The following is a 24,093-nucleotide window of genomic DNA, read 5'->3' as shown; positions in this document are numbered from 1 at the left end:
AATGGGGTGTATCACGCCAAAGCTTGCGATATGAGGGGACTCAAATTCCCCTCTCCCCATGGACACAAATCGCCGCCCATGACCATTTCCAATTCCGTGCCGATCACTCCCGAACTCATCGCCGCCCACGGGCTCAAGCCCGACGAATACCAGCGCATCCTCGACCTGGTCGGGCGCGAACCGAGCTTTACCGAACTCGGCATCTTCTCGGCGATGTGGAATGAGCACTGCTCTTACAAATCCTCGAAGAAATGGTTGCGCACGCTGCCGACCACAGGGCCGCAGGTCATCCAGGGTCCGGGCGAGAATGCCGGCGTGGTCGACATCGGCGACGGCGACTGCGTCGTCTTCAAGATGGAGAGCCACAACCATCCCTCCTACATCGAGCCTTACCAGGGTGCGGCGACCGGCGTCGGCGGCATATTGCGCGATGTCTTCACCATGGGCGCGCGGCCGATTGCGGCGATGAACGCTTTGCGCTTCGGCGCACCGGACCATCCCAAGACCAGGCACCTGGTCAGCGGCGTGGTTTCCGGCGTCGGCGGCTACGGCAATGCGTTCGGCGTGCCGACGGTCGGCGGCGAGGTCAATTTCGACGCCCGCTACAACGGCAACATCCTGGTCAACGCCTTTGCCGCGGGCCTCGCCAAGACCGATGCGATCTTCCTGTCGGAAGCCAAGGGCGTCGGCCTGCCGGTCGTCTATCTCGGCGCCAAGACCGGCCGCGACGGCGTCGGCGGCGCCACGATGGCCTCGGCCGAGTTCGACGACAAGATCGACGAGAAGCGCCCGACCGTGCAGGTCGGCGATCCCTTCACCGAAAAATGCCTGCTCGAAGCCTGTCTTGAGCTGATGGCGTCTGGCGCCGTTATCGCCATCCAGGACATGGGGGCGGCCGGCCTCACCTGTTCGGCGGTCGAGATGGGCGCCAAGGGCGACCTCGGCATCGAGCTTCACCTCGACCAGGTGCCGGTGCGCGAAGAGCGCATGAGCGCCTATGAGATGATGCTGTCCGAGAGCCAGGAGCGCATGCTGATGGTGCTGCGCCCCGAGAAGGAAAAGGAAGCCGAGGCGATCTTCCACAAATGGGGCCTCGACTTCGCCATAGTCGGCAAGACCACCGACGATCTGCGCTTCCGCGTCATTCACCAGGGTGACGAGGTCGCCAATCTGCCGATCAAGGACCTTGGCGACAAGGCGCCGGAATATGACCGCCCCTGGGTCGAGCCGAAGAAGCCTGCGGCGCTTGACGCCGGCGATGCGCCGAAGGCCGATGTCGCCGATGCGCTGTTGAAACTGCTCGGCGGGCCGGACCTGTCGTCGCGCCGCTGGGTGTGGGAGCAGTACGACACGCTGATCCAGGGCAATTCGCTGCAGCTTCCAGGCGGCGACGCCGGCGTGGTGCGCGTCGAAGGCCATCCGACCAAGGCGCTCGCCTTCTCCTCCGACGTGACGCCGCGCTATTGCGAGGCCGACCCGTATGAAGGCGGCAAGCAGGCGGTGGCCGAATGCTGGCGCAACCTTACCGCCACCGGCGCGCTGCCGCTGGCGGCCACCGACAACCTCAATTTCGGCAATCCGGAACGGCCCGAGATCATGGGCCAGCTGGTCGGCGCGGTGAAAGGCATTGGCGATGCCTGCCGGGCGCTCGGGTTCCCGATCGTGTCGGGCAATGTCTCGCTCTACAATGAAACCAATGGCCAAGGTATCCTGCCGACGCCGACCATCGGCGGCGTGGGGCTGATTGCCGACTGGTCGAAGATGACCCGTATCGGCTTTGCCGCCGAGGGCCAGATGATCCTGCTGGTCGGCGCGCCCCCAAGCTGGGGCAGCCATCTCGGCCAGTCCGCCTATTTCAGAGACATTCACGGTCGGACCGACGGGCCGCCGCCACCCGTCGACCTCGCCCATGAAAAGCGCGTCGGCGACCACGTGCGCGCGCTGATCGCGTCGGGCGTCGTCACCGCGGCGCATGACCTTTCCGATGGCGGCCTGGCGATAGCGCTGGCCGAAATGGCAATGGCGTCCGGCATCGGCGCCACCATTCCAGGCCTTGCCGGCACCGACCCGATCCCGGTCTGGTTCGGCGAGGACCAGGGCCGTTATCTCCTGACGCTGTCGGTCGATCCGCAAAGCAAGGAGTGGGACGCCATCCGCGAGGAACAGAGCAAGCTCGGCATCTTCGCGCCATGGATCGGCTCGACCGGCGGAAGTGAGCTGAAGCTAGGCGATGCCAGGGCGATCCCGGTCAGCGAATTGACCGCCGCCCACGAAGGCTGGTTCCCTGGCTTTATGGACAAGGCCAGTTGACCAGCCTGGCTGCCCGGACGCTGATCGCAGTCGTCTTCTGGCCGTCGCTGTTCTTCTTCTGGTTCCTCGGCCCGTTTGTTTTCTTCCTGCTGTCGACGACCTCGAGCGAGGTTTGTCCGCTGTTGGAACGGCGTGAGCAGTTCCTTGAGGCAGCCAACGGCACGCTTCTGATGCTGGTCCTGCAGAACCTTCTTTATGCGGTTCCGATCATCTGCCTGGTACTTTGGAGCCGGCTTTTGCCGGACCCGGCGCGCGCAAGGCATGTCGTCACCTGCATCAAGCTTTTTGCTGTCGCAGCGATCATAGGGGCGCTGTGGGAATACGGCTCATCGCTTGTCTGCGACGGCTACGGCCAACCATTCTTCTCGCCCTTGTGGCAGATGACGAGCTATCTTCCCATCGTCAGCCTGGTGATCAACATTCCGCTCTATGTGCTGGTGTTCAGCCTTGGCCGGGGGTTCTCGACCCGCGACGACATCACCGAGGATGGTGTGGTCCACCCGCCGCAGGATGACCGCTAGATCGTGATGAGATTTGGTTGAAATCTGATCATGATCTAGCCTTTTGATGGAGCATGATCTTTTCCAAAAACCGGAACCCACTTTTTAGGATCATGCTCTAGGCCTCGCGTCTGGGATAGAACGGCTTCAATCCGAACCAGAAAGGCTTTAGGCTTACGGCCGAGTCACTTCGTACAAGCTGCCTAGCCGCCCAGAACAGGATTTTGCCATGGCAATGGATGCCCACGACATCGAAAAACTGATCAAGGACGGCATTCCGGACGCCAAGGTGACGATCCGCGACCTCGCCGGTGACGGCGATCACTATGCAGCCGAAGTGGTGGCCGAAAGCTTCCGCGGAAAGAGCCGCGTCCAGCAGCACCAAATGGTCTATGATGCGCTGAAGGGCAATATGGGCGGCGTGCTGCACGCGCTGGCCCTGCAGACCAGCGTGCCGGACTGAAGCCAGACTGGCCTAATGTTTCTGCGGCTGCTTCGCCGACACTGACGTGATCGGCTTCGCCGACACTGAGATGATCGGGCCCGCCGGGTATTTTCCGCCGACGATCATTCTTTTCCCATCCGACAGCGCGGAGACCGCGCCGTCGAGGAACAGCGCGTTGCGGCATTGTAGCGCGTCGCGAAACAGCCGCGCAAAGCTGCCGAAACTGACCTCAGACCGCGAGATCACCTGCAAAACGGTGTTTTCATCGCGCACGCCGACGCCGTTGCGGATGTAGCGCGAGGTTCCGTTCGGCTCGAAGCGTGGGTGAATCTTGCCATCGATCACCAGCATCGGGCCGGACTGCGTGGCGAAGGCAACATCGCGTTTGGTGACCGCATAGGCGTTGCTTTCCATGACAGCCGCCTTGCCGTCATTGCCCACCAGAAAGACGCCGTTCGGTTTCAGGAAGAAATTGCCTTCGCCGTCGGCAAGATTGAGCCGTGACTTTTCGCTGCCGTCCTCGACCAGCAGGCCGACCGGCGACAAATCCTCGTGATACATGCCGCCATTCATGGCGAGCAGCACCGGCCTCCCCTCGCCCGCAACCGCCTTGTCGAAGGCTTCGAGCGAACCAAAAGGCTTGCCATCGGCGCCGGCGTGGAAAACACCGATGCTGTCGGCGCGAAGATCGATCTCGCAAACGACATAGGTCACCGCCTCGAAGGCGACATTCCGGCAAGGCGCGGGCAGGTCACCGCCAATGACCAGCGGCGGCGGCTCCGGGCGTCTCGGCCACCAGACAACGGCAATCGCCGCCAGCAGGATGGCGATCGAAGGGCGGCGCCATATCGTCTTTTCATCATGTTCCGAAGGCTGCAATCGGCTCGGATGCTTGGCCCAAGACAGGCGATCCTTTGCGCCATTTCCGCGACGGCGGCGCAAACATCTTGTTTCGGCCCATCTATGGGTTTATTTGATGGCTATGCTTCGAGCCTGACTCCCACAGGCGTGAAAGGATATCTCATGAGCGGCATCAACGACTACATCGACAGCGAAGTGAAGGGCAACGACGTCGTCCTTTTCATGAAGGGCACGCCCGGTTTTCCGCAGTGCGGCTTTTCCGGCCAGGTCGTCCAGATCCTCGATTACATCGGAGCCGACTATAAGGGCGTCGACGTGCTGACCTCGGCCGAACTGCGCCAAGGCATCAAGGAATATTCGAACTGGCCGACGATCCCGCAGCTTTACGTCAAGGGCGAATTCGTCGGCGGCTGCGACATCATCCGCGAAATGTTCCAGGCAGGCGAGTTGCAGACGTTGCTCGTCGACAAGGGCGTCAGCGTCAAAGCGACAGCCTGATTCTGAGTTGAGACGGGGCAGCCCCGCCCCGGCAAAATGTTACCTCCCCTATCGGAGTGAGGACGAACTTATGCGCCGGCATGCCGGCGCATATTCGTTTTGAAGATCGGACCCGCCGTGGACCAGCCAGCAAAAGCGCCGCAACAGGCACGCAAATTGCCTATTCCGCGCTGGGAATTCATCGCGCTGTGCGCGGCACTGATGGCGTTGAACTCGCTGGCCATCGACATCATGCTGCCGGCGCTACAGCAGATCGGCGCCACGCTCGGCGTCGAAAATGAAAACCACCGCCAATATGTGATCACCGCCTATATATTGGGCTTCGGTGGCGGACAGCTTTTCTTCGGACCGATCTCGGACCGGTTCGGGCGCCGCGCGCCGCTCGTTGCCGGGCTGGCGATCTATGTCGTGGCGGCGGCAGCTGCCGCCATCGCCCCGTCATTCGCCGTCCTGCTGCTGTGCCGGCTGGTGCAAGGCATCGGTGCGGCGGCGACCCGCGTCATCGCCGTCTCGATCGTGCGCGACACGTTCGACGGTCGGCGCATGGCCGAGGTGATGTCTCTGATCTTCATGGTGTTCATGGCCATCCCGGTGATCGCGCCTGGGATCGGCCAGTTCATCATGCTGTTCGCAACATGGCACTGGATCTTCGTCACCATGGCCGTCGGAGCGCTGATCGTGTCGGCGTGGTCGCTGCTGCGGCTGCCGGAGACGCTGCATCCGGAGTACCGCCGGCCGCTGACAGTCTCATCCGTCGTCGGTGGCTTCCGCATCGTGCTCACCAACCGAATGGCGCTTTGCTACGCCTTTGCCAGCACCTTCATTTTCGCCGCCATGTTCGGCTTCATCGCCTCCGCACAGCAGATCTATGTCGACATTTTTCATGTCGGCGAATTGTTTCCTGTCATCTTCGCGGGTGTCGCCGGCGTTCTCGCTTTTTCGAACTACCTCAACTCGCGCCTGGTCGGCCGCATCGGCATGCGCCGCCTGTCGCAGAGCGCACTGCTGTTGTTCCTGGTGATCAGCCTTGCCTGGCTCACCGTTTCGCTTCAAATGAAGATGCCACTCTGGCTGTTCATCACCTTCTTCGCCAGTGCGATGCTCCCGTTCGGCGCGCTCGGCGCCAATTTCAACGCGCTCGCGATGGAGCCGCTCGGCCAACTGGCGGGCACCGCGTCGTCCATCCTGGGCTTCATGCAGACTTTTCTCGGCGGCATCCTCGGCACGCTGATCGGCCAGGCCTTCAACGGCACGGTGACGCCGCTTGCCGCCGGCTTCTGCTCCGTCTCGGTCGCGGCCCTCCTGATGATCCTGATCGCCGAGCGCGGCAAGATGTTCCAGCCGCACAACCCACCCATTTCAGGGCACGTCACCGACCTGCATTGAGCGACGCGCCTTGACATTGTTAGTCTCAAAACCGCATCCACCTTTATGCGACGCGTTTCAGGATGCGCCGCCAATCACTGCCGTGAAACGAGGGAACAGCGGGCGCCCTGCGATGGCGCCACCCATGCTGTCCGACAGCGGCATCGGCAGAGCCTTGTCGAGCGCTTCGAGCACGGACGTGACAAAGACCCGGTTGAGCGAGGCATCATCTCCCATATGGGAGAAAGTGGCGCGCGGTTTGCCCATCAGCGTGCCGTTTTTGCGAATTGAGAAACTCAGCGTCAGGGTCATGCCAGCACTTCCAGGCGGCGGCTGCCAACAGGCAAAGATCGCGGAAAACATCTCGTCTATGGTATCGACGGGATCGCGCCTGCCGCACGCGCGTTCCTGCGATCTTGCCTCAGTGGCGCCAGCGGCGGCCAAGGCAAGTGCAAGCGCCGTTGCAACAATTGCGGACCGATGTTTCATTTCGCAGCTTCCGACTTCGCGAGAGATTGGACACTATAACAGAGCCAATATACTTGACGAAAGCCTCTACCAGCAGTTGGGCCGATTATTGCGCCCAGAGTTCCCTGCGCAACTCCTGCCAGCTTTCCTTGTCCGGGGCGACAAGAATGCCGCCGTCGATATGCGAGGGCAGATAGGCGCTGCCGTCGATCCGCGCGGTGTAGCCGCCGGCCTCGGCGTGGATCAGCACACCGACCAGATGGTCCCACGGCATCAGTTTGTTGTAGACGACGAAATGGGCATGGCCGCTGGCCAGAAGACGGTATTCATGTGCCGCGCAGCGATAGCCGAACTGCGACAGGGTCTTGGTCTGGTTGCGCGCCAGGAGCGAGCGTTGCGGTTCCGCCAGATATTGCCAGGAGACGGAGCCGGTCATCTGCGAGATCGGCACGGCATCGGCGACATGCACCGTCTCCAGCGCGCCATGCGCATGGCGGATATGGCTGCCGGCGCCCTTGGCGCCGATCAGCCAGTCCCGGCCTACGGGGTCATGGATGATACCGGCGACGGTTTCGCCCTTGACGACGACGCTCAGCATGACGCCGAACAGCGGCACGCCGGAGGCGAAGTTGAACGTGCCGTCGACCGGGTCGACGACGAAGGCGAGGTCGGCATCGCCGAGCCCTTCGAGCAGGGCCGGATTGTCGGAACAGGCTTCCTCGCCGACGATCATCGCCGTGGGATAGCGCTCGCGCAGCCTGGCCGTGATCAGCCGCTCAGCGTTGATGTCGGCCTCGGTCACGAGGTCGGCAGCCGAGGTCTTCTGTCTGATGTCGCCCTCGCCCAGCCGGCGAAAGCGTGGCATGATTTCGGCCTTGGCTGCATCGGCGAGAAGCTCGGCCAGCCAGTCGATCGCTTGGTCGTCAAATATCATCGGAAATGTCTTGTCCTGTGCTGAGGCTGCCATTGAGGGCGGCAAAGTCGAACAGCTTTCTGTCGAGCAGATGCGACGGCCTGGTGTTGGACAGCGCGCGCAGCATCGTATCCTTGCGGCCCGGCATGCGCTTTTCCATATCGTCCAGCATCGCCTTCATGGCGTTGCGCTGCAGGCCTTCCTGGCTGCCGCAGAGATCGCAGGGAATGATCGGGAATTTCATCGCGGCGGCGAATTTCTCCAGATCGACCTCGGCGCAGTAGCTCAGCGGCCGCAGCACCATGATGTCACCGTCGTCATTGAGCAGCTTTGGCGGCATGGCGGCAAGGCGGCCGCCATGGAATAGATTCATGAAGAAGGTTTCGAGAATGTCCTCGCGGTGGTGGCCGAGCACCAGCGCCGAACAGCCCTCCTCGCGCGCGATGCGATAGAGATGGCCGCGCCGCAGCCGCGAGCACAGCGAGCAATAGGTGCTGCCCTGAGGCAGCTTGTCGGTGACCACCGAATAGGTGTCCTGATACTCGATGCGATGGGGAATGCGATGCGCATCGAGGTAATCGGGCAAAATGTGCTTCGGGAAATTCGGCTGGCCCTGGTCGAGATTGCAGGCCAGCAGCTCGACCGGCAGCAGCCCGCGCCATTTGAGATCGAGCAGCACGGCGAGCAGGCCGTAGGAATCCTTGCCGCCGGACAAGGCCACCAGCCAGCGGTCGCCGGGCCTCGCCATGGCGAAATCCTCGACCGCCTGACGGGTTAACCGCAACAGCCGCTTGCGCAGTTTGTTGAACTCGACGGAAGACGGCACGTCGGCAAACAGCGGATGGAAGCCGCCTTCAGCAATCGGTTCAACTGTTTCGATGTCTGCCAGCATGTTCATGGCTTGTCGCTTTCCATAGCCGAGAGTGCCGGATTAGCGGACATGGCCGACAAAGAAAAGGCCGCCTCGACGGGCGGCCCTTTCCGGTATCGCAGAAAAGCGATCGCTCAGCGCGAATAGAATTCGACGACCAGGTTCGGCTCCATCTGCACGGCGAACGGAACATCGGCCAGGCCGGGGATGCGCGAGAAGGTCGCGACCATCTTGTTGTGATCGACTTCGATATAGTCCGGCACGTCGCGCTCGGCGAGGCCGACCGCTTCCAGCACGATGACCAGCTGCTTCGACTTTTCGCGCACTTCGACGACATCGCCCGGCTTGCAACGGTACGAGCCGATGTTGACGCGCTTGCCGTTGACGTTGACGTGGCCGTGGTTGACGAACTGGCGAGCCGCGAAAATGGTCGGCACGAACTTGGAGCGGTAGACGACCGCGTCGAGACGCGACTCGAGCAGGCCGATCAGGTTCTCGGAGGTGTCGCCCTTGCGGCGATCAGCCTCTTCATAGACCTTGCGGAACTGCTTTTCGGAGACATCACCATAGTGACCCTTCAGCTTCTGCTTGGCGCGCAGCTGCAGGCCGAAATCGGAAAGCTTGCCCTTGCGGCGCTGGCCGTGCTGGCCGGGGCCGTATTCACGCTTGTTGACCGGGGACTTCGGGCGGCCCCAGATGTTTTCGCCGAGACGGCGGTCGATCTTGTACTTCGCGGATTCGCGCTTGCTCATCGCATTCCCTTTCAAAACAAACCACCCGGAACCTCATGGTCCGGGTGAAGGAAACGCGCCCTCCTCTGGCCTCCGTTTTCGAGGCCTGACAGGGTTTTCCCACGCAACGCGGCGGAAACCCACGGGACACGTCAGTCTAGACAAGGCCCAGGAAACGATAAACCTGCTTTCCCGGGCTTGCCATGCAAAAGAAACAACCGGGCATTGCGGCCCGGTGTTGGTGGGCTCGTTAAACGGAGATTTGAGCAGAGTCAAGCGCGTCGCTGGCGCTGGGCCCGGCAACCATATCACGTCTTTTGCGTTGAGTGCCGTGCCGGATGCGGCGGGAGGTTGTTGCGCCGACGGCATTTAGGAAGGGACTGGAGCCAAAGGAGCCCGAAGTCGCATGAAGAAGTTTTTCCTCTCGTTGGTCGGTGCAGCCGTCCTGGCCGGGACGATGTCGATCGCCGTGCCCGAGCCAGCGATGGCCAAGCATTGGCAGGGCCACAAGCATCGTCAGACCTGCCATGTCGTGGTGAAGAAGAAGGTCATCTGGCGGCATGGCCACAAGAAGGTCATCCGCTACAAGGTGAAGCGCTGCTGGTGACGTCAGGAGTTTCGGGCTTGGCCTGAATCGAAGAAGCCCGTGGTTTCGGCCACGGGCTTTGTTATCGACTCGGTTCAAGGTTTCAGTCTGCCGATTTCTTCTCCGGCAGGCCTTTGCGCTTGGTCTCTGCGAATTCCTCGAGCTGCTTTTCGCTCATCGAATTGTACATCGACTTCGACGCGCCTTGAAGTTCGCTCTTCCTGGTCTCGCCGCGCTTGGCCGACAGGGCTGCGCCAGCGGCCTTTTGCTGTGCTTTTGAGGTTGCAGGCATATCGGCTCCTCCTTTGCTGCCAGAGGAAGAAACGTTGCGCTCCGGCGACGGTTCCAGCGCTGGCGGTCAACTTCCGTTCCGCGCTCATGCCAGCCCATGGTCGGCCGGCACTGCCGGCAAAACCACCTTCCCGTGCCCGCAACGCCGGTGTAGGACGGCGCCATGAAATCGTTGAACGATCCCTCGCAGGCACTCGCTACCGGCCTCGCGAAAATCCGCACCGAGTTCCATGTGCCGGAGGGATTTCCCCCTGATGTAATGGCCATGGCACAGACGGCGGCCAGGCGCGTGCCCGACCAGCATGCCGAGCGCACGGCGATGCCCTTCGTGACGCTCGATCCCGCGGCTTCCACCGATCTTGACCAAGCGTTTTCGATCGAAGCGAGCGGTAGCGACCTTCTGTTGCACTATGCGATTGCCGACGTAGCCTGGTTCGTCGCGGACGGCGACGCGGTGGATCGCGAAGCCTGGGCGCGGGGCGAAACCCTGTATTTGCCGGACGGCAAGGCCGGGCTCTATCCCCGGGTGATTGCCGAGGGCGCCGCGAGCTTGCTGCCCGGCGGTCCGCGTCCGGCTGTCATCTTCACGGTCCGGATCGCCGACGACGGAGCGGTAAGGCTGGATGGCGCGGAGCGGGCAATCATTCAAAGCCGCGCCAAGCTCGCCTATGACAGCGTGCAGGCCGCCGACGTCCCAGTCGGCTTCGCCGAAATCGCGCGGCGCATGGCGGCGGCCGAAGAGCGTCGTGGTGCTTCGCGCGTCGACCCGCCCGAGCAGGAGGTGGAACAGCTTGCCGATGGCACGTTCCAGCTTGCGTTCAGACCGCTGCTGCAATCCGAGCAAGACAACGCAGCACTTTCGCTGGCCGCCAACATGGCGATTGCCGACGTCATGCTGGCACACCGGACCGGCTTGTTCCGGGTGATGGCGCCGCCCGATGCTTCCAAAGTACAAAGACTGCGCAGCGCGGCACGGGCCTTAGGCCTGTCCTGGCCTCCTTCGACCAGCCTGTCCGACTATCAGCGAACCCTCGATCCGACCAACATGCAACAGGCAGCGCTGATGCTGGAAATCCGCCGCGCCGGCTCCGGTGCGTCCTACCAACCCTATGAAGAAGGCGTTGTCCCCTGGCACGAGGCGATGGCCGCGACCTATGCCCACGCCACTGCGCCCCTGAGGCGGCTGGCCGATCGCTACGTCGTGCGCTGCGTGCTGGCCATCGCCAACGGCCAGCCGGTGCCGCAAGCCGTTACCGAGGCGTTTTCCAGACTGCCGAAGGTGATGGGCCGCGCAGGCGCCCGCGCCTCGCAGATCAACCACGCGGCCATCGACCTTGCCGAGGCGGTGATGCTGAGGGGGCGCGTGGGTGAAACATTCAAGGCCGTCGTCACCGACGTCGGTGATCAGCGTGTGCGCGTTCAGCTCTCGGACATGCCTGTCGTTGCGAATGTGAAGGCCTCGGGGTTCAGGCAGGGCGATGGCCTGACGCTAAGGCTTGTTTCGGCCGATCCGGATCGGCGCGTCATTGTCTTCGAGCCTGCCTAAAGCGCGTCGGCGACGCGCTTTAGTTTTTTCGCTTATGGATGTCGTTGTCCCAAGACCGCTGCGCACTTTTGGGCGAAATGCATTAGCGCGCGCTCAATCCAAAACCCTGCATCAGCCGGCTGGTGGCGAAGTCCGCCTTTCCCGAGGTAAAGACGGCGATGTCGGGCTCGCTTTGCGGCAATGGCCCGTCGACAGCCGGAAGCAGCGACAGAGCGCGCCGCGCAATCGCCTCGGCCGGGTCGATCCAGTCGACCGGCCAGGGCGCGGTCTTGCGCATGCGATTGGCCAGGAACGGATAGTGCGTGCAGGCGAGCACGACGATGTCCGTGCGCAAATCGTCATGCTGGACAAAACACGGTGCGATCTCGGCACGCACGGCCTCCTCGTCGACAAAGCCCTCGCGCATGTAGGCCTCGGCCAGTCCGGCGAGATTGTTACTGCCGACCAGCCGGACATGGCATTTCTGCGCCCATTTGCCGATCAGGTCGCGCGTGTACTGGCGCTTCACCGTGCCCGGCGTCGCCAGCACCGAGACCAGCCCGGACCGGGTGCGCTCGGCAGCCGGCTTGATTGCCGGCACCGTGCCGACAAAGGGATGGCCAGGGAATTTTTCCCGCAACGCATCGATCACCAGCGTCGAAGCGGTATTGCAGGCGACGACCGAAATTTCCGGATCAAAACGGTCGAGCAGCTTGGCGAAGAGCTCGACTATATGGGCCTGCAGCGCCGGCTCTTCCCACGCGCCGTAGGGAAAGGCCTTGTCATCGGCGACGTAGACGAAGCGCCGGTCGGGCATCAGCACGCGCGCTTCGCGCAGCACGGTCAATCCTCCAACGCCGGAATCAAACATCAGGATCGGACGGTGGCTCATTGATATCGGACCATGAAAGAGGCTGGATCAGAAGGCTTGGCGGTCATTGGCCAATGCCGTTCTATCTGCAACCATCATGGCCTTGAAGTGGCGAATGTTAGCAACTTCCATGCAAAGCCGGCGAAGACGACCTTGCCTCGGTTGCTCTAGAGCCCGCGCTTGCCGAAGCCGGCGGGCCGCGGACGGCCCAGAGGCTGGGCGGACGGCACCGAGCGCGTGGCCGGTGTGGCGTTGCGCATAGAAGACTGTGCCGTGCTGCTGGCCGTCCGGCCGGATGCCGCAGGCATGGGCGTATCGCCATCGAAATCGAAAACCGATGTCAGTTCGTCGATATTGATGCCCGCCACCGGCTTAGCCATCAGAATCGTGCACCAAAGGCCAAAGATCGACAGCGCAAGCAGGTTCAAACCGCTGGACGTGCTTTCCGGATTGTTGAAATCGATGACCAGCAGCGTGCCTGCCTGCAGAAAGGCGTAGATGGCGCAGAACACGATGTAGGACCACAGGATCCAGGCTTTGCCGTTGGCGTCGCGGCTGCGTCGCCAGGCGATGTTGGCACGCATGACCACAGCCAGGAGGGAAACGATCAGAACCGCGCCTGCCATGCCTTGCCGCGATGGACCGGGCGCCGAGTTGACCAGCCCCTCAAAGCCGATCGTGCCAACGATGCACAGCACAGCAAGAACGGCCTCGAGCAGGGCTACGCCGAGCGAATAGAAGAAGAAGCGCATACGGCCGATTTTGGACGTGAACATTTGCCACCCCACCGTTTTGACAACAATGGACGAGAGGCAAATAAAATTCGGTTACTTCAGCCGTTCGAAGCTTAGCGATTTCTAATCTTCTTTGTCTGCCTGGCGTTTTCGCGCAGCGGCCGGCAAACGCCTTGGATCGTCTCCCGGCGAGCCGTCACCGCGCGGCATGGCCGGCGAAAACCGGTCGAGCGACGAGATGATGCCACGCAGCACTTTCAGTTCCGGCTCGGCGAAACCGGCGCGCGTCAAGACGGCGCGCAGATTGTCGACCATCTTGGGTTTCTTGGGCGCCGGGCGGAAATAACCGCGCGCTTCGAGCGCGCCTTCGAGATAGGCAAACAGGCCGTGCAACTCTTCCTTGCTCGCCGGCTTCATTTCAGGACTGGAGAAATTAGTCGCCGTCTCGTCCTCCAGGCCGGATTTCATCCATTCATAGGACATCAACAGCACGGCCTGGGCGATGTTGAGCGACGAAAAGCCGGGAACGACCGGGAAGGTGACGATCTCGTCGGCCAGCCCGACCTCGTCATTGTAGAGCCCAAAACGCTCGCGGCCGAACAAGATGCCGGTGCGCAGGCCGGCCATCTGACGCGCCCTGAGCGCCCTGCCCGCCTCGACCGGACCACGCACGGGTTTGAAGCCGTCGCGCTCGCGCGCCGTGGTGGCGAAGACAAAATTGAGGTCGGCGACGGCGGACGCCAGGTCGCCGAACACTGTTACGGCATCGATGACATGGTCGGCGCGGCTGGCGGCGGCGCGCGCCTTCTCGCTCGGCCAGCCGTCACGCGGGTTGACTAGTCTCAGTTCGGCAAGGCCGAAATTGGCCATGGCGCGCGCGACCATGCCGATATTCTCGCCAAGCTGCGGCTCGACCAGGATGATCGCCGGGGCGGCGGCGGATGCGTTTTCAGGATGATCGGCGGCGGACATGGTCTCAATGAACTGCTGTTTGCGGCATTTCAGCGTTCCCTGCCACATCCGCTCGGCAAAATGAAGCTTTTGCAAACACCGGTCGCGGCACAGACGACCCATTCTGCACGGATGGTCGTTTGCGCGGCCAAATAGGCTTTGATATACGCTCCGCATACCCGGCCGAAGCCATGCGGGCGAGGCCGTTTTGTTCCCCAAAAGCGAGGCATTCTTTTCATGGCGAAGATCAAGGTGGCGAACCCGGTCGTCGAGCTCGACGGCGACGAGATGACCCGCATCATCTGGCAGTTCATCAAGGACAAGCTGATCCACCCTTATCTCGACCTGAAGCTCGAATATTACGACCTCGGCGTCGAGCACCGCGACGCCACCAACGACCAGGTGACCATCGATTCGGCCAATGCCATCAAGAAATGGGGCGTCGGCGTGAAATGCGCGACGATCACGCCCGACGAGCAGCGCGTCGAGGAATTCAAGCTGAAGAAGATGTGGAAGTCGCCGAACGGCACCATCCGTAACATTCTCGGCGGCACCATTTTCCGCGAACCGATCATCATGAAGAACGTGCCGCGTCTGGTGCCGGGATGGACCAAGCCCATCATCGTCGGCCGTCATGCTTTCGGCGACCAGTATCGCGCCACCGACTTCCGCTTCCCCGGCAAGGGCAAGCTGACCATCAAGTTCGTCGGCGAGGACGGCAAGGTGATCGAGCATGACGTGTACGACGCACCCGGCGCCGGCGTTGCCATGGCGATGTACAATCTCGACGACTCCATCCGGGAATTCGCCCGCGCCTCGCTGAATTACGGCCTGCTGCGCAACTATCCGGTTTATCTCTCGACCAAGAACACCATCCTCAAAGCCTATGATGGCCGCTTCAAGGACATTTTCCAGGAGGTCTACGAGGCTGAATTCGAGGCCGAGTTCAAGGCGAAGAAGCTGTGGTACGAGCACCGGCTGATCGACGACATGGTGGCCTCCGCCCTGAAATGGTCTGGCGGCTACGTCTGGGCCTGCAAGAATTATGACGGCGACGTCCAGTCCGACACGGTGGCGCAAGGTTTTGGCTCGCTCGGCCTGATGACCTCCGTGCTGATGACGCCGGACGGCAAGACGGTGGAAGCGGAGGCCGCGCACGGCACCGTGACGCGCCACTATCGCCAGCACCAGAAGGGCGAGGAAACCTCGACCAATTCGATCGCCTCGATCTTCGCCTGGACGCGCGGCCTCGCCCACCGCGCCAAGCTCGACGACAATGCCGAGTTGAAGCGGTTTGCCGACACGCTGGAGAAGGTCTGCATCCAGACGGTTGAGAGCGGCTTCATGACCAAGGACCTGTCGCTCTTGATCGGTCCCGACCAACCATGGCTGTCGACCACCGGCTTCCTCGACAAGATCGACGAGAATTTGCAGAAGGCGATGGCGTAAGCCGGCAGCCATGGCCAAGCCGGTCGTCTACGGGGCGGACTACAGCGTCTATATGCGCATCGTCCGCCTCGTGCTGGCGGAAAAAGGCATCGACTACGACCTTGTGCCGGTCGATGTCTTTGCCGCCGAGGGCGCTCCCGCCTGGTACTTCGAGCATCACCCTTTCGGCCGCATTCCGGCCTTCGAGCATGACGGGTTTCGCCTGTTCGAAACCAGCGCGATCGCCCGCTATGTCGACGAGGCGTTCGACGGCCCGGCACTGCAGCCAAGAGACGCCCGCACCCGCGCAACGATGAACCAGATCATCGGCATGCTCGACGCCTATGCCTACAGGTCGATGGTCTGGGACGTCGCCGTCGAGCGGCTTGAGAAGGAAGCGCCAGACGAGGCACTGGTCGCCAACGGGCTGCGCCAGGCGGAAACGGTGCTGCGGGTGCTCACCGCACTCAAGCCTCCCGGGCCGTGGCTGCTCGGCGACCAGCTGACGCTGGTCGACCTGCATGCGGCATCCATCATCGCCTATTTCGTCAAGGTCGCCGACGGGCAAAAGCTGCTTGCGGCGTTCGCCGACATCCAGGCCTGGTGGGAGGGCATCGCAAAACGTCCGAGCCTGGCGGCGGGCTGATATGGGTTCGGGCCATGGCTGACCCATCTCGCCAGGACGCGCTCACCGTCGCCAGAATTGTCAGGGTCAACCACGCCGGTGAGTTCGGTGCGATCAGGATCTATTCGGCGCAGATTCTTGTCGCCAGGCGCTTATGGCCGGATTGCGTGCCATCCTTGTCGGAGATGCTCGGGCACGAGCGCACGCATTGGGCTGCGTTCCGCGCCGCCATGCCGGCGCGGCGGTCGCGACCGTGCCGGGTAATGCAGTTCTGGAGCTGGGGTGGCTGGGTGCTGGGTTTTGTCACCGCCCTGCTCGGTCCGCAAGGCATCTGGGCCTGCACGGCGGCGGTTGAAGCGGCGGTGCATCGCCATCTGGACGATCAGCTGTTTTTCCTCGCCAATCGCGACCACGACTTGCACGGCATCATCCTGGCGATCCGCGAGGAAGAGCTCGCCCATCTCCATCACGCCGAAGAGCAGCTGAAATCGTCCGGCCCGGCGCTGAACTTTTTACGGTCGCTGATTTCGATCGCCACGGACGTGCTGATCTGGCTGTCCACCTGGGGCGATTCCAGCAGAATGACGCGCGCCCTGAAAGCGGCGAAAAAGAACTAGCTAGACGGACCGTCTAAGAGCTGATTGCCGGCTTGCCACTATCAGCCACAGAATGGCAAGCACGGCGGCGAAGGCCGGAAAGCCGCACACAAAACCAGATAAGGCATAGGGTGGCTTTCAGGCTGCCTCCAGCGCCGCCCTCACCGCGGCGATCGCATCATTGGCCTTCGAGGCGTCCGGGCCGCCGGCTTGCGCCATGTCGGGCCGTCCGCCACCGCCCTGCCCGCCCAATGCGGCCGAGGCAACGCGCACAAGATCGACAGCGCTGAAGCGGCCGACGAGATCGTCCGTCACGGCGACCACGACGCTTGCCTTGTTGTCTTCGCCCGCACCGACGAAGACGACGACGCCTGAGCCGAGCGAAGTCTTGCCGGCATCGGCCAGCGGCTTCAAATCCTTCGGCGACACGCCGGAAACCGCTTTGCCGAGGAAGCCGATACCGGCGACGGTTTCGGTGGTGGCCGGAGCATCGGCCGCGGCACCACCGCCCAGCGCGAGTTTCTTGCGCGCTTCGCTCAGCTCCTTCTCGAGCTTCTTGCGCTCCTCGAGCAGCGTCTCGACACGCGCCGGCACGTCGGCCGGCGAGATCTTCAGCACAGCCGCCGTCGCCTTCAGGCGCCTGTCCTGCTCGTCGAGATATTTTCGTGCGGCTTCGCCGGTCAGCGCCTCGATGCGGCGCACGCCGGCGGCGACTGCGCTGTCGGAGACGACACGGACCAGGCCGATATCGCCGGTCGCCCGGACATGGGTGCCGCCACAAAGTTCGACGGAATAGGGTCTATTGGCCTTGGCGCCATGCACGCCGGTGCCCATCGAGACGACACGCACCTCGTCGCCGTATTTTTCGCCGAACAGCGCCATGGCGCCTTCGGCGATGGCGTCGTCGACCGACATCAGCCGCGTCGTCACCGGGCTGTTCTGGACGACGATTTCGTTGGCCATGCGCTCGACCTCTTCGAGATCTTCGGCCGAGATCGGCTTGTTGTGCGAGATGTCGAAGCGCAGGCGCTCGGGCGCGACCAGCGATCCTTTCTGCGCGACATGGGTGCCCAGCACCTCGCGCAGCGCCTCATGGATCAGATGCGTTGCCGAATGGTTGGCACGCAGCCGGGTGCGGCGCGCATGGTCAACCTTCAGCTCGACGGCTGCACCTGGCTTGACCGTGCCGTTCGTCACCTTGCCCAGATGCACGAACAGGCCGTCGGCCTTTTTCTGCGTGTCGGAAACCTCGATCGAGAAACCTTCGCCGGAGATGATGCCGGTGTCGCCCATCTGGCCGCCCGACTCGCCATAGAACGGCGTCTGGTTGACGACCACCGCCACCACGTCGCCCTTGCCGGCGCTATCGACTGTCTTGCCGTCCTTGACCAGGGCCTGGATGAGGCCTTCCGCCTGTTCGGTCTCGTAACCGAGGAATTCGGTGGCGCCGGCCTTCTCGCGTACAGAAAACCAGATGGTCTCGGTGGCCGCGTCGCCGGAGCCAGCCCAATGCTTGCGCGCTTCGGCCTTCTGCTGCTCCATCGCATGGGTGAAGCCGGCAAGGTCGACTGAGATGCTGCGCTGGCGCAGCGCGTCCTGCGTCAGATCAAGCGGGAAGCCATAAGTGTCGTAGAGCTTGAAGGCGGTCTCGCCGTCCAGCATGTCACCGGCATGAAGCGTCTCCGTGGCCTCCGAGAGCAGGCCGAGGCCACGCAGCAGCGTCTTGCGGAAGCGTGTCTCCTCGAGCTTCAGCGTCTCGGTAATCAGCTGTTCGCCGCGCAGCAGTTCGGGATAGGCCTGGCCCATCTCACGCACCAGCGCCGGCACCAGCTTCCACATCAACGGCTCCTTGGCGCCGAGCAACTGCGCATGGCGCATGGCGCGGCGCATGATGCGGCGCAGCACATAGCCGCGGCCTTCGTTCGACGGCAGCACGCCATCGGCCACCAGGAAGGAGGACGAGCGCAGATGGTCGGCAATGACGCGGAAGGAGGCGACCGTCTCCTTGTCCGGGCCCTGCCCGAGCGCTGACGAGGCCGCATCGATCAGATGACGGAACAGGTCGGTCTCGAAGACGCTCTCCACCCCTTGCAGGATGGAGGCCATGCGCTCCAGGCCCATGCCGGTGTCGATCGACGGCCGCGGCAGGTCGATGCGCTCATCCCTGGTGACCTGCTCATATTGCATGAACACCAGGTTCCAGAATTCAAGGAAGCGGTCGCCGTCCTCCTCCGGGCTGCCGGGAGGGCCGCCCCAGATGTGCTCGCCACGGTCGATGAAGATTTCCGAGCACGGCCCGCACGGTCCGGTGTCGCCCATCGCCCAGAAATTGTCGGAGGTCGGGATGCGGATGATGCGGTCATCGGAGAAACCGGCGATCTTCTTCCAGAAGCCGGCCGCCTCGTCATCGGTGTGATAGACGGTGACCAGCAGCTTGTCCTTGTTCAGCCCGAACTCCTTGGTGATCAGGTTCCAGGCCAGTTCGATGGCGCGCTCCTTGAAATAGTCGCCGAAGGAGAAATTGCCGAGCATTTCGAAGAAGGTCAGATGGCGCGCGGTGTAGCCGACATTGTCGAGGTCGTTGTGCTTGCCGCCGGCGCGCACGCTTTTCTGCGCAGTGGTGGCGCGCGAATAGGACCGCTTCTCCAGGCCGGTGAAGACGTTCTTGAACTGCACCATGCCGGCATTGGTGAACATCAGCGTCGGGTCGTTGCGCGGCACCAGCGGGCTCGAGGCCACGACCTCGTGGCCCTCCTTGCGGAAATAGTCGAGGAATGTCGACCGGATCTCGTTCACGCCACTCATGACTGCTGCCTTTTCGCGAAAACCGCCGGCGCGGCCGGCGGACACTGGTCTCTGCTTTTTAGAAGATCGACTTGGCCTTTTAGCGGGCACGCCCCACCCTGTCCAGAAACACGGAATTGGGCCAATCCGGCAACTGCCAAGCCGGCTTCACGCTGCCCAAAAACGAAAACCGCCGGCGCGAAGGCCAGCGGTTTGAAACGCAATACTAAAGAACTCGGTTACTTAAGCATCGGATAATAGACTGGATTTATGGCCGAACTCTGGCCGTGCCCTACATGGCGCCGGATTCTTCCTCGAAGCCGTCGTCGCTTTCGCCGCGCTCGGGGCCGCCATTTTCAAGAAATTTCTCGGCGATCAGCCCGGCATTCTGCCGCAGCGCAAGTTCGATCTCGCGCGCCGTGTCGGGATTGTCGCGCAGGAACAGTTTGGCGTTTTCGCGACCCTGGCCGAGACGCTGCGAATTGTAGGAGAACCAGGCGCCCGACTTCTCGACCACGCCGGCCTTGACGCCGAGATCGACCAGTTCGCCGGTCTTGGAGACGCCCTCGCCATACATGATGTCGAACTCGACCACCTTGAAGGGCGGCGCCAGCTTGTTCTTGACGACCTTGACGCGGGTCTGGTTGCCGACGACCTCGTCGCGGTCCTTGACCGAGCCGATGCGGCGGATGTCGAGGCGCACCGAAGCGTAGAATTTCAGCGCGTTGCCGCCGGTCGTGGTTTCGGGCGAACCGAACATGACGCCGATCTTCATGCGGATCTGGTTGATGAAGATGACCATGGTGTTGGAGCGCGAGATCGAGGCGGTCAGCTTGCGCAGCGCCTGGCTCATCAGACGCGCCTGAAGACCGGGCAGAGAATCGCCCATCTCGCCTTCGATTTCGGCGCGCGGCGTCAGCGCCGCCACCGAATCGACGACCAGCACGTCGATGGCGCCTGAACGCACCAGCGTGTCGCATATTTCCAGCGCCTGCTCGCCGGTGTCCGGCTGCGAGATCAAGAGGTTTTCCAGATCGACGCCGAGCTTGCGGGCATAGACCGGATCGAGTGCGTGCTCGGCATCGACGAAGGCGCAGATACCGCCTTTCTTCTGGGCTTCGGCAACTGTGTGCAGCGCCAGTGTCGTCTTGCCCGAGCTTTCCGGCCCGTAGATCTCGACGATGCGGCCGCGCGGCAGGCCGCCGACGCCAAGCGCGATGTCGAGGCCCAGCGATCCGGTCGGCACGGTTTCGATCTCGACGACCTGCTCGTTGGCGCCAAGCCGCATGATCGAGCCCTTGCCGAAGGCGCGCTCGATTTGCGACAGCGCCGCGTCCAGAGCCTTTGATTTGTCCACCGCTTTGTCCTCTACAAGCCGCAAAGAATTCTGAGCCATGATACATCACCCCTTGGTCGTCAATGAAGGCCGGACAATCCGTAATCCCTGCCCATTTTGTACTACTTTTGTTCTCGTTTGGCAAGAGGGGTCAAATATCTGAAAAGCAATCTTTATCCGGATCTGTTCTTTTTTTGTCTCATGGTTTCGTTTCCGGATGTATCCACCATTGGGCCAGATGCTCCGGCTGTTTCGATCGGCCGAATCGCCGGCTCGCCTGCGAAGCTCCGTCGCACAGCCTAGCGCTTGTCCGGTTCGAAAAACAAAGGTCATATCGCCGGCATGGTGAAATCAGCAAAGATACTGGCGGTGGGCGGCGCCCATATCGATCGCCGCGGCCAGGTGTCGGGCACGTACGTGCCCGCGGCGTCCAACCCCGGCACGATGCGCGAGGATGTCGGCGGCGGCGTCTTCAACGCGCTGCGCAGCCTGGTGCGGCGCGGCGTCTCGGCCTCGCTTTTGTCGGTGCGCGGCGGCGATGCCTCGGCCGAGACGGTTGCGCGCGCCATCGCCGACTCCGGCATTGCCGACCTGTCGGCGGTTTTCCTCGACCGCACGACGCCGAGCTACACCGCGCTGATCGACAGGGATGGCGAGCTGATCACCGGCTTTGCCGACATGGCGCTCTACGATTTGGCGTTCCCCAAGCAGATCCGCCGCTCCAAGGTGCGCGAGGTGGTCGCCGAGGCCGATGCGGTGCTCTGCGACGCCAATCTGCCATCAACGGCGCTGGAGCGGCTGGTGGGGGTCGCCGCCGGCAAGCCGGTGTTCGCCATTGCCATTTCGCCGGCCAAGGTGGTGCGGCTGATACCGGTGCTGAAGGAACTCGCGCAGGTCTTCATGAACCGGCGCGAGGCCATGGTGCTGGCCGGCGTCGATGCCAATGCCACCGAGCGCGAGACCGTCGACGGACTGCGCTGCAGCGGCCTCACCAGTGGCGTGGTGACGGCGGGCGACGGGCCGGTGCTGGGATTCGACGAAGCCGGCGCCTTCTCTATCCTGCCGCCGGCGCCGAGAAAAGTCGCCGACGTCACCGGCGCCGGCGACGCGCTGGCCGGCGCCACCATCGCTGCCCTGCTGCGCGGCCTGGCATTGCGCCAGGCCCTCCGCGAAGGCGTTGCCGCGGCGACGCTCGCCATCGAAAGTTCGGATGCCGTGCCGGCCTTCACCGCCGCGACCTTCACCGAGGCACTGGCTCTTGTGCCCGACGCGCAGGAAATGGCATGAGGGCGGCCAATTGCCATTGCCGGAGCGCGACGTCCAAGCGGACGCGCGGATCTCCGGATCGGAGACCATCATGACACCGCAAAGCGCCCGCCCCTTGATCGACCTCCACGCGCCCGTGGCCGAGGCGCTCGCCGCTGGCCGCCCGGTCGTGGCGCTGGAGAGCACCATCATCACCCATGGCATGCCTTACCCCGACAATGGCGCCATGGCCGCCAATGTCGAAAAGATAATCCTGGACAATGGCGCGGTGCCGGCGACGATCGCCGTGGTCGCCGGCCGCATCAAGATCGGACTGTCCGACGGCGAGCGCGAGTCGCTGGCCATGACCGGCGATGCCATGAAGCTGTCGCGCGCCGATCTCGGCTTTGCGGTGGCGCAAGGCCGCACCGGCGGCACCACGGTCGCCGCCACCATGATCGCCGCTGACATGGTCGGGATAAAGGTGTTCGCCACCGGCGGCATTGGCGGCGTCCACAAGGGCGCGGAAAAGAGCTTCGACATCTCGGCCGATCTCGACGAGTTGGCGCGCACGCCGGTCATCGTCGTCTCGGCCGGCGCCAAGGCGATCCTCGACATCGAAAAGACGCTTGAAGTGCTGGAGACGCGCGGCGTGCCGGTGATTGGCCATGGCTGCGAGACGATGCCGGCCTTCTGGTCGCGGCATTCGCCGTTCCGCGCGCCGCTGACCCTGCACAGACCGGAAGAGATCGCGCATTTCTACAAGACCAGGGCGGCACTTGGCCTGGTCGGCGGCATGCTGATCGCCAACCCGGTGCCGCAGGACGATGAAATTCCGGCCGACGAGATGGCCGGCTATATCGAGGCCGCGCAGAAGGCGGCGGAAGTGCAGAATGTGACCGGAAAGGCGGTGACGCCGTTCCTGTTGGGCAAAATCCTCGAACTGACCGGCGGCCGGAGCTTGAAGACCAACATCGCGCTGGTCGAGAACAATGCGCGGTTGGCGGCGAAGATTGCGACGGCGCTGTAGGATCGCCTACGTCGGCGGGACAGCACCCCCCTCTGGCCTGCCGGCCATCTCCCCCGCAAGGAGGGAGATTAACAGCTTAGCCGCAGGCTCCCATTTTCAACGTTGGTGATTGGCGAAGGCCAATGTGACAACTGATCTCCCCCCTTGCGGGGGAGATGTCCGGCAGGACAGAGGGGGGTGGGAAGAAACGCGGCGGTCCCGGTTCACTTCCCCGCCCTTCGTCCCGCCTCATACGCCCGGCGCGCCCACACCCTCATCTCGTCAGGATCATCAAACGCGTCGTCGGGAATGCTCCAGTACGGCATCGCGACCAGCTTGCCGTGGCGGGTGCCGGTATAGGTCCATTGCTTGCAGCCGGCGGCTTCGAAGTCGGGCGCGCTTTGCTCGTCAGCCTTGAGCAGCAATTCGCCGCGCAGCACGATAGCGACGATGACGCCGTCGAAATAGATACCCTTGCCGCCGAACAGTTTTCGGATACTGACCGGGCCGAGGCCTTCGAACAGCTCTTCGATGCGTTCATTGTCCATGCCGCAATCATGTCACCGGGCTTGCCATGGCTGCAACCAAAAACCATGCTGGCAAGTTGAGAGCCATCCGTCGGAGTTCTGTCATGCCGCTGCTGCTCAAGGGATCCTGCCGCTGCGATGCCGTCCATTTCGAGGTGGAGAGCAACACGCCGGTGCCGTTCATGCTGTGCTACTGCTCGATCTGCCGCAAGCAGCAGGGCGGCGGCGGCTTCGCCATCAATCTCGGCGCCGATTACAAGACGCTGAAAATCAAGGGCAAGCGCAATCTCGGCGTCTACCAGGCCGAGATCGCGGACGACGAGCATCCAAAGTGTGAGATTTCGACGGGCGAGCGCAATTTCTGCAAGAAGTGCGGTTCGGCGCTCTGGCTCTACGATCCGACATGGCCGGACCTGGTCCACCCCTTCGCCTCGGCAATCGACAGCGAGTTGCCGAAGCCGCCGGAGAAGGTGCATCTGATGTTGAAATACAAGGCGAGTTGGGTCGAGCCGGTGATCGGCAAGAAGGACAAGGTCTTCGACGTCTATCCCGAGGAATCGATCGCCGACTGGCACAAGCGGACGAAGATGTGGGTGAAGTAAGCAGGGAGGCGCGGAGCGCGA

The 24,093-nt window shown here is 62.9% G+C and carries 25 protein-coding genes; 13 read left to right on the top strand and 12 right to left on the bottom strand.

Going from position 1 to position 24,093, the window contains the following annotated elements; all coding sequences use genetic code 11:
• Window positions 1-78: 78 nt before the first annotated feature.
• From purL to NKJ18_RS19685, 3 genes are all read left to right on the top strand, one after another.
• Window positions 79-2,310 (top strand): phosphoribosylformylglycinamidine synthase subunit PurL, encoded by a 2,232-nt coding sequence (gene purL, locus NKJ18_RS19695; RefSeq protein WP_352759303.1) that lies wholly within the window; start codon window positions 79-81, stop codon window positions 2,308-2,310.
• Complete coding sequence (locus NKJ18_RS19690; RefSeq protein WP_352759300.1) at window positions 2,307-2,831, top strand: hypothetical protein; 525 nt, start codon at window positions 2,307-2,309, stop codon at window positions 2,829-2,831. The genes purL and NKJ18_RS19690 overlap by 4 nt, the downstream gene beginning before the upstream one ends.
• Before the next feature lie 208 nt (window positions 2,832-3,039).
• On the top strand, window positions 3,040-3,273 hold the full coding sequence (locus tag NKJ18_RS19685) for a BolA/IbaG family iron-sulfur metabolism protein (RefSeq protein WP_010909092.1): 234 nt from the start codon (window positions 3,040-3,042) through the stop codon (window positions 3,271-3,273).
• A gap of 12 nt (window positions 3,274-3,285) precedes the next feature.
• On the opposite strand, the gene NKJ18_RS19680 is transcribed toward NKJ18_RS19685, so the two are convergent.
• Window positions 3,286-4,134 (bottom strand): phosphodiester glycosidase family protein, encoded by an 849-nt coding sequence (locus tag NKJ18_RS19680; protein WP_352759298.1) that lies wholly within the window; start codon window positions 4,132-4,134, stop codon window positions 3,286-3,288.
• 144 nt (window positions 4,135-4,278) lie between these two features.
• On the opposite strand from NKJ18_RS19680, the gene grxD reads away from it, so the two are divergent.
• Window positions 4,279-4,614 carry a Grx4 family monothiol glutaredoxin gene (grxD, locus tag NKJ18_RS19675; protein ID WP_023669102.1) on the top strand — a complete coding sequence of 112 codons (336 nt, stop codon included), beginning with the start codon at window positions 4,279-4,281 and terminating at the stop codon, window positions 4,612-4,614.
• A 117-nt stretch (window positions 4,615-4,731) separates the two neighbouring features.
• Window positions 4,732-6,000: a multidrug effflux MFS transporter gene (locus tag NKJ18_RS19670; protein ID WP_023684881.1), complete on the top strand. Its 1,269-nt coding sequence runs from the start codon at window positions 4,732-4,734 to the stop codon at window positions 5,998-6,000.
• A 57-nt stretch (window positions 6,001-6,057) separates the two neighbouring features.
• On the opposite strand, the gene NKJ18_RS33030 is transcribed toward NKJ18_RS19670, so the two are convergent.
• The 4 genes from NKJ18_RS33030 to rpsD form a co-directional block, all read right to left on the bottom strand.
• A complete protein-coding gene (locus NKJ18_RS33030) occupies window positions 6,058-6,468 on the bottom strand; it encodes a UCP034077 family protein (RefSeq protein WP_502906168.1) in 411 nt (136 codons plus the stop codon).
• An 85-nt stretch (window positions 6,469-6,553) separates the two neighbouring features.
• Window positions 6,554-7,381 (bottom strand): inositol monophosphatase family protein, encoded by an 828-nt coding sequence (locus NKJ18_RS19660; RefSeq protein ID WP_352759293.1) that lies wholly within the window; start codon window positions 7,379-7,381, stop codon window positions 6,554-6,556.
• Complete coding sequence (gene ttcA / locus NKJ18_RS19655) at window positions 7,371-8,258, bottom strand: tRNA 2-thiocytidine(32) synthetase TtcA (protein WP_352759291.1); 888 nt, start codon at window positions 8,256-8,258, stop codon at window positions 7,371-7,373. The genes NKJ18_RS19660 and ttcA overlap by 11 nt, the downstream gene beginning before the upstream one ends.
• Window positions 8,259-8,365: 107 nt before the next feature.
• The gene (gene rpsD / locus NKJ18_RS19650) at window positions 8,366-8,983 is read right to left on the bottom strand and encodes a 30S ribosomal protein S4 (RefSeq protein WP_023669107.1); all 618 of its coding nucleotides are present in this window, start codon (window positions 8,981-8,983) and stop codon (window positions 8,366-8,368) included.
• 385 nt (window positions 8,984-9,368) lie between these two features.
• Between rpsD and NKJ18_RS19645 the strand changes: the two genes are divergently transcribed.
• Complete coding sequence (locus NKJ18_RS19645; protein ID WP_023690200.1) at window positions 9,369-9,569, top strand: hypothetical protein; 201 nt, start codon at window positions 9,369-9,371, stop codon at window positions 9,567-9,569.
• Between the two features lie 82 nt (window positions 9,570-9,651).
• Here NKJ18_RS19645 and NKJ18_RS19640 read toward each other — a convergent pair whose 3' ends face one another.
• Window positions 9,652-9,840, bottom strand: a complete 189-nt coding sequence (locus tag NKJ18_RS19640; protein WP_023684876.1) for a DUF3008 family protein — start codon at window positions 9,838-9,840, stop codon at window positions 9,652-9,654.
• A 162-nt stretch (window positions 9,841-10,002) separates the two neighbouring features.
• On the opposite strand from NKJ18_RS19640, the gene NKJ18_RS19635 reads away from it, so the two are divergent.
• Window positions 10,003-11,385 carry an RNB domain-containing ribonuclease gene (locus tag NKJ18_RS19635; protein ID WP_352759288.1) on the top strand — a complete coding sequence of 461 codons (1,383 nt, stop codon included), beginning with the start codon at window positions 10,003-10,005 and terminating at the stop codon, window positions 11,383-11,385.
• A gap of 82 nt (window positions 11,386-11,467) precedes the next feature.
• On the opposite strand, the gene murI is transcribed toward NKJ18_RS19635, so the two are convergent.
• The 3 genes from murI to NKJ18_RS19620 all read right to left on the bottom strand — a co-directional run bounded on the left by murI (window position 11,468) and on the right by NKJ18_RS19620 (window position 13,941).
• On the bottom strand, window positions 11,468-12,256 hold the full coding sequence (gene murI / locus NKJ18_RS19630) for a glutamate racemase (protein WP_352759286.1): 789 nt from the start codon (window positions 12,254-12,256) through the stop codon (window positions 11,468-11,470).
• A gap of 146 nt (window positions 12,257-12,402) precedes the next feature.
• Entirely contained in the window at window positions 12,403-13,011 is a 609-nt protein-coding gene (locus tag NKJ18_RS19625; RefSeq protein ID WP_352759283.1) for a DUF805 domain-containing protein, read from the bottom strand.
• A gap of 81 nt (window positions 13,012-13,092) precedes the next feature.
• The gene (locus NKJ18_RS19620) at window positions 13,093-13,941 is read right to left on the bottom strand and encodes an RNA methyltransferase (RefSeq protein ID WP_027049525.1); all 849 of its coding nucleotides are present in this window, start codon (window positions 13,939-13,941) and stop codon (window positions 13,093-13,095) included.
• Between the two features lie 216 nt (window positions 13,942-14,157).
• Between NKJ18_RS19620 and NKJ18_RS19615 the strand changes: the two genes are divergently transcribed.
• From NKJ18_RS19615 to NKJ18_RS19605, 3 genes are read left to right on the top strand one after another with little or no spacing between them, the layout of a single operon-like run.
• Window positions 14,158-15,369: an NADP-dependent isocitrate dehydrogenase gene (locus NKJ18_RS19615; RefSeq protein WP_023669114.1), complete on the top strand. Its 1,212-nt coding sequence runs from the start codon at window positions 14,158-14,160 to the stop codon at window positions 15,367-15,369.
• A 10-nt stretch (window positions 15,370-15,379) separates the two neighbouring features.
• Window positions 15,380-15,994 (top strand): glutathione S-transferase family protein, encoded by a 615-nt coding sequence (locus NKJ18_RS19610; RefSeq protein ID WP_352759280.1) that lies wholly within the window; start codon window positions 15,380-15,382, stop codon window positions 15,992-15,994.
• 14 nt (window positions 15,995-16,008) lie between these two features.
• Window positions 16,009-16,590 (top strand): demethoxyubiquinone hydroxylase family protein, encoded by a 582-nt coding sequence (locus NKJ18_RS19605; protein ID WP_023716003.1) that lies wholly within the window; start codon window positions 16,009-16,011, stop codon window positions 16,588-16,590.
• 117 nt (window positions 16,591-16,707) lie between these two features.
• On the opposite strand, the gene alaS is transcribed toward NKJ18_RS19605, so the two are convergent.
• Both alaS and recA read right to left on the bottom strand, forming a co-directional pair.
• Window positions 16,708-19,374, bottom strand: coding sequence for an alanine--tRNA ligase (gene alaS, locus NKJ18_RS19600; protein ID WP_352759355.1), 2,667 nt, complete (start codon window positions 19,372-19,374; stop codon window positions 16,708-16,710).
• Between the two features lie 271 nt (window positions 19,375-19,645).
• The gene (recA, locus tag NKJ18_RS19595; protein ID WP_023669117.1) at window positions 19,646-20,749 is read right to left on the bottom strand and encodes a recombinase RecA; all 1,104 of its coding nucleotides are present in this window, start codon (window positions 20,747-20,749) and stop codon (window positions 19,646-19,648) included.
• A 282-nt stretch (window positions 20,750-21,031) separates the two neighbouring features.
• On the opposite strand from recA, the gene NKJ18_RS19590 reads away from it, so the two are divergent.
• Both NKJ18_RS19590 and NKJ18_RS19585 read left to right on the top strand, forming a co-directional pair.
• Window positions 21,032-21,976 (top strand): carbohydrate kinase family protein, encoded by a 945-nt coding sequence (locus tag NKJ18_RS19590; protein ID WP_023750770.1) that lies wholly within the window; start codon window positions 21,032-21,034, stop codon window positions 21,974-21,976.
• 70 nt (window positions 21,977-22,046) lie between these two features.
• Entirely contained in the window at window positions 22,047-22,964 is a 918-nt protein-coding gene (locus NKJ18_RS19585) for a pseudouridine-5'-phosphate glycosidase (protein WP_352759276.1), read from the top strand.
• A 203-nt stretch (window positions 22,965-23,167) separates the two neighbouring features.
• Here the strand turns inward: NKJ18_RS19585 and NKJ18_RS19580 are convergent, their stop codons facing one another.
• Window positions 23,168-23,491 (bottom strand): TfoX/Sxy family protein, encoded by a 324-nt coding sequence (locus tag NKJ18_RS19580; RefSeq protein WP_023669120.1) that lies wholly within the window; start codon window positions 23,489-23,491, stop codon window positions 23,168-23,170.
• An 83-nt stretch (window positions 23,492-23,574) separates the two neighbouring features.
• Between NKJ18_RS19580 and NKJ18_RS19575 the strand changes: the two genes are divergently transcribed.
• Window positions 23,575-24,072 (top strand): GFA family protein, encoded by a 498-nt coding sequence (locus NKJ18_RS19575; protein WP_023697559.1) that lies wholly within the window; start codon window positions 23,575-23,577, stop codon window positions 24,070-24,072.
• The last annotated feature ends 21 nt before the right edge of the window (window positions 24,073-24,093 follow it).

The organism is Mesorhizobium sp. M0217 (assembly GCF_040321955.1).
Taxonomy (GTDB): Bacteria; Pseudomonadota; Alphaproteobacteria; order Rhizobiales; family Rhizobiaceae; genus Mesorhizobium.
The sequence above is the reverse complement of the archived record's forward strand: the minus strand, read 5'-3'. Positions and strand labels throughout refer to the sequence as shown.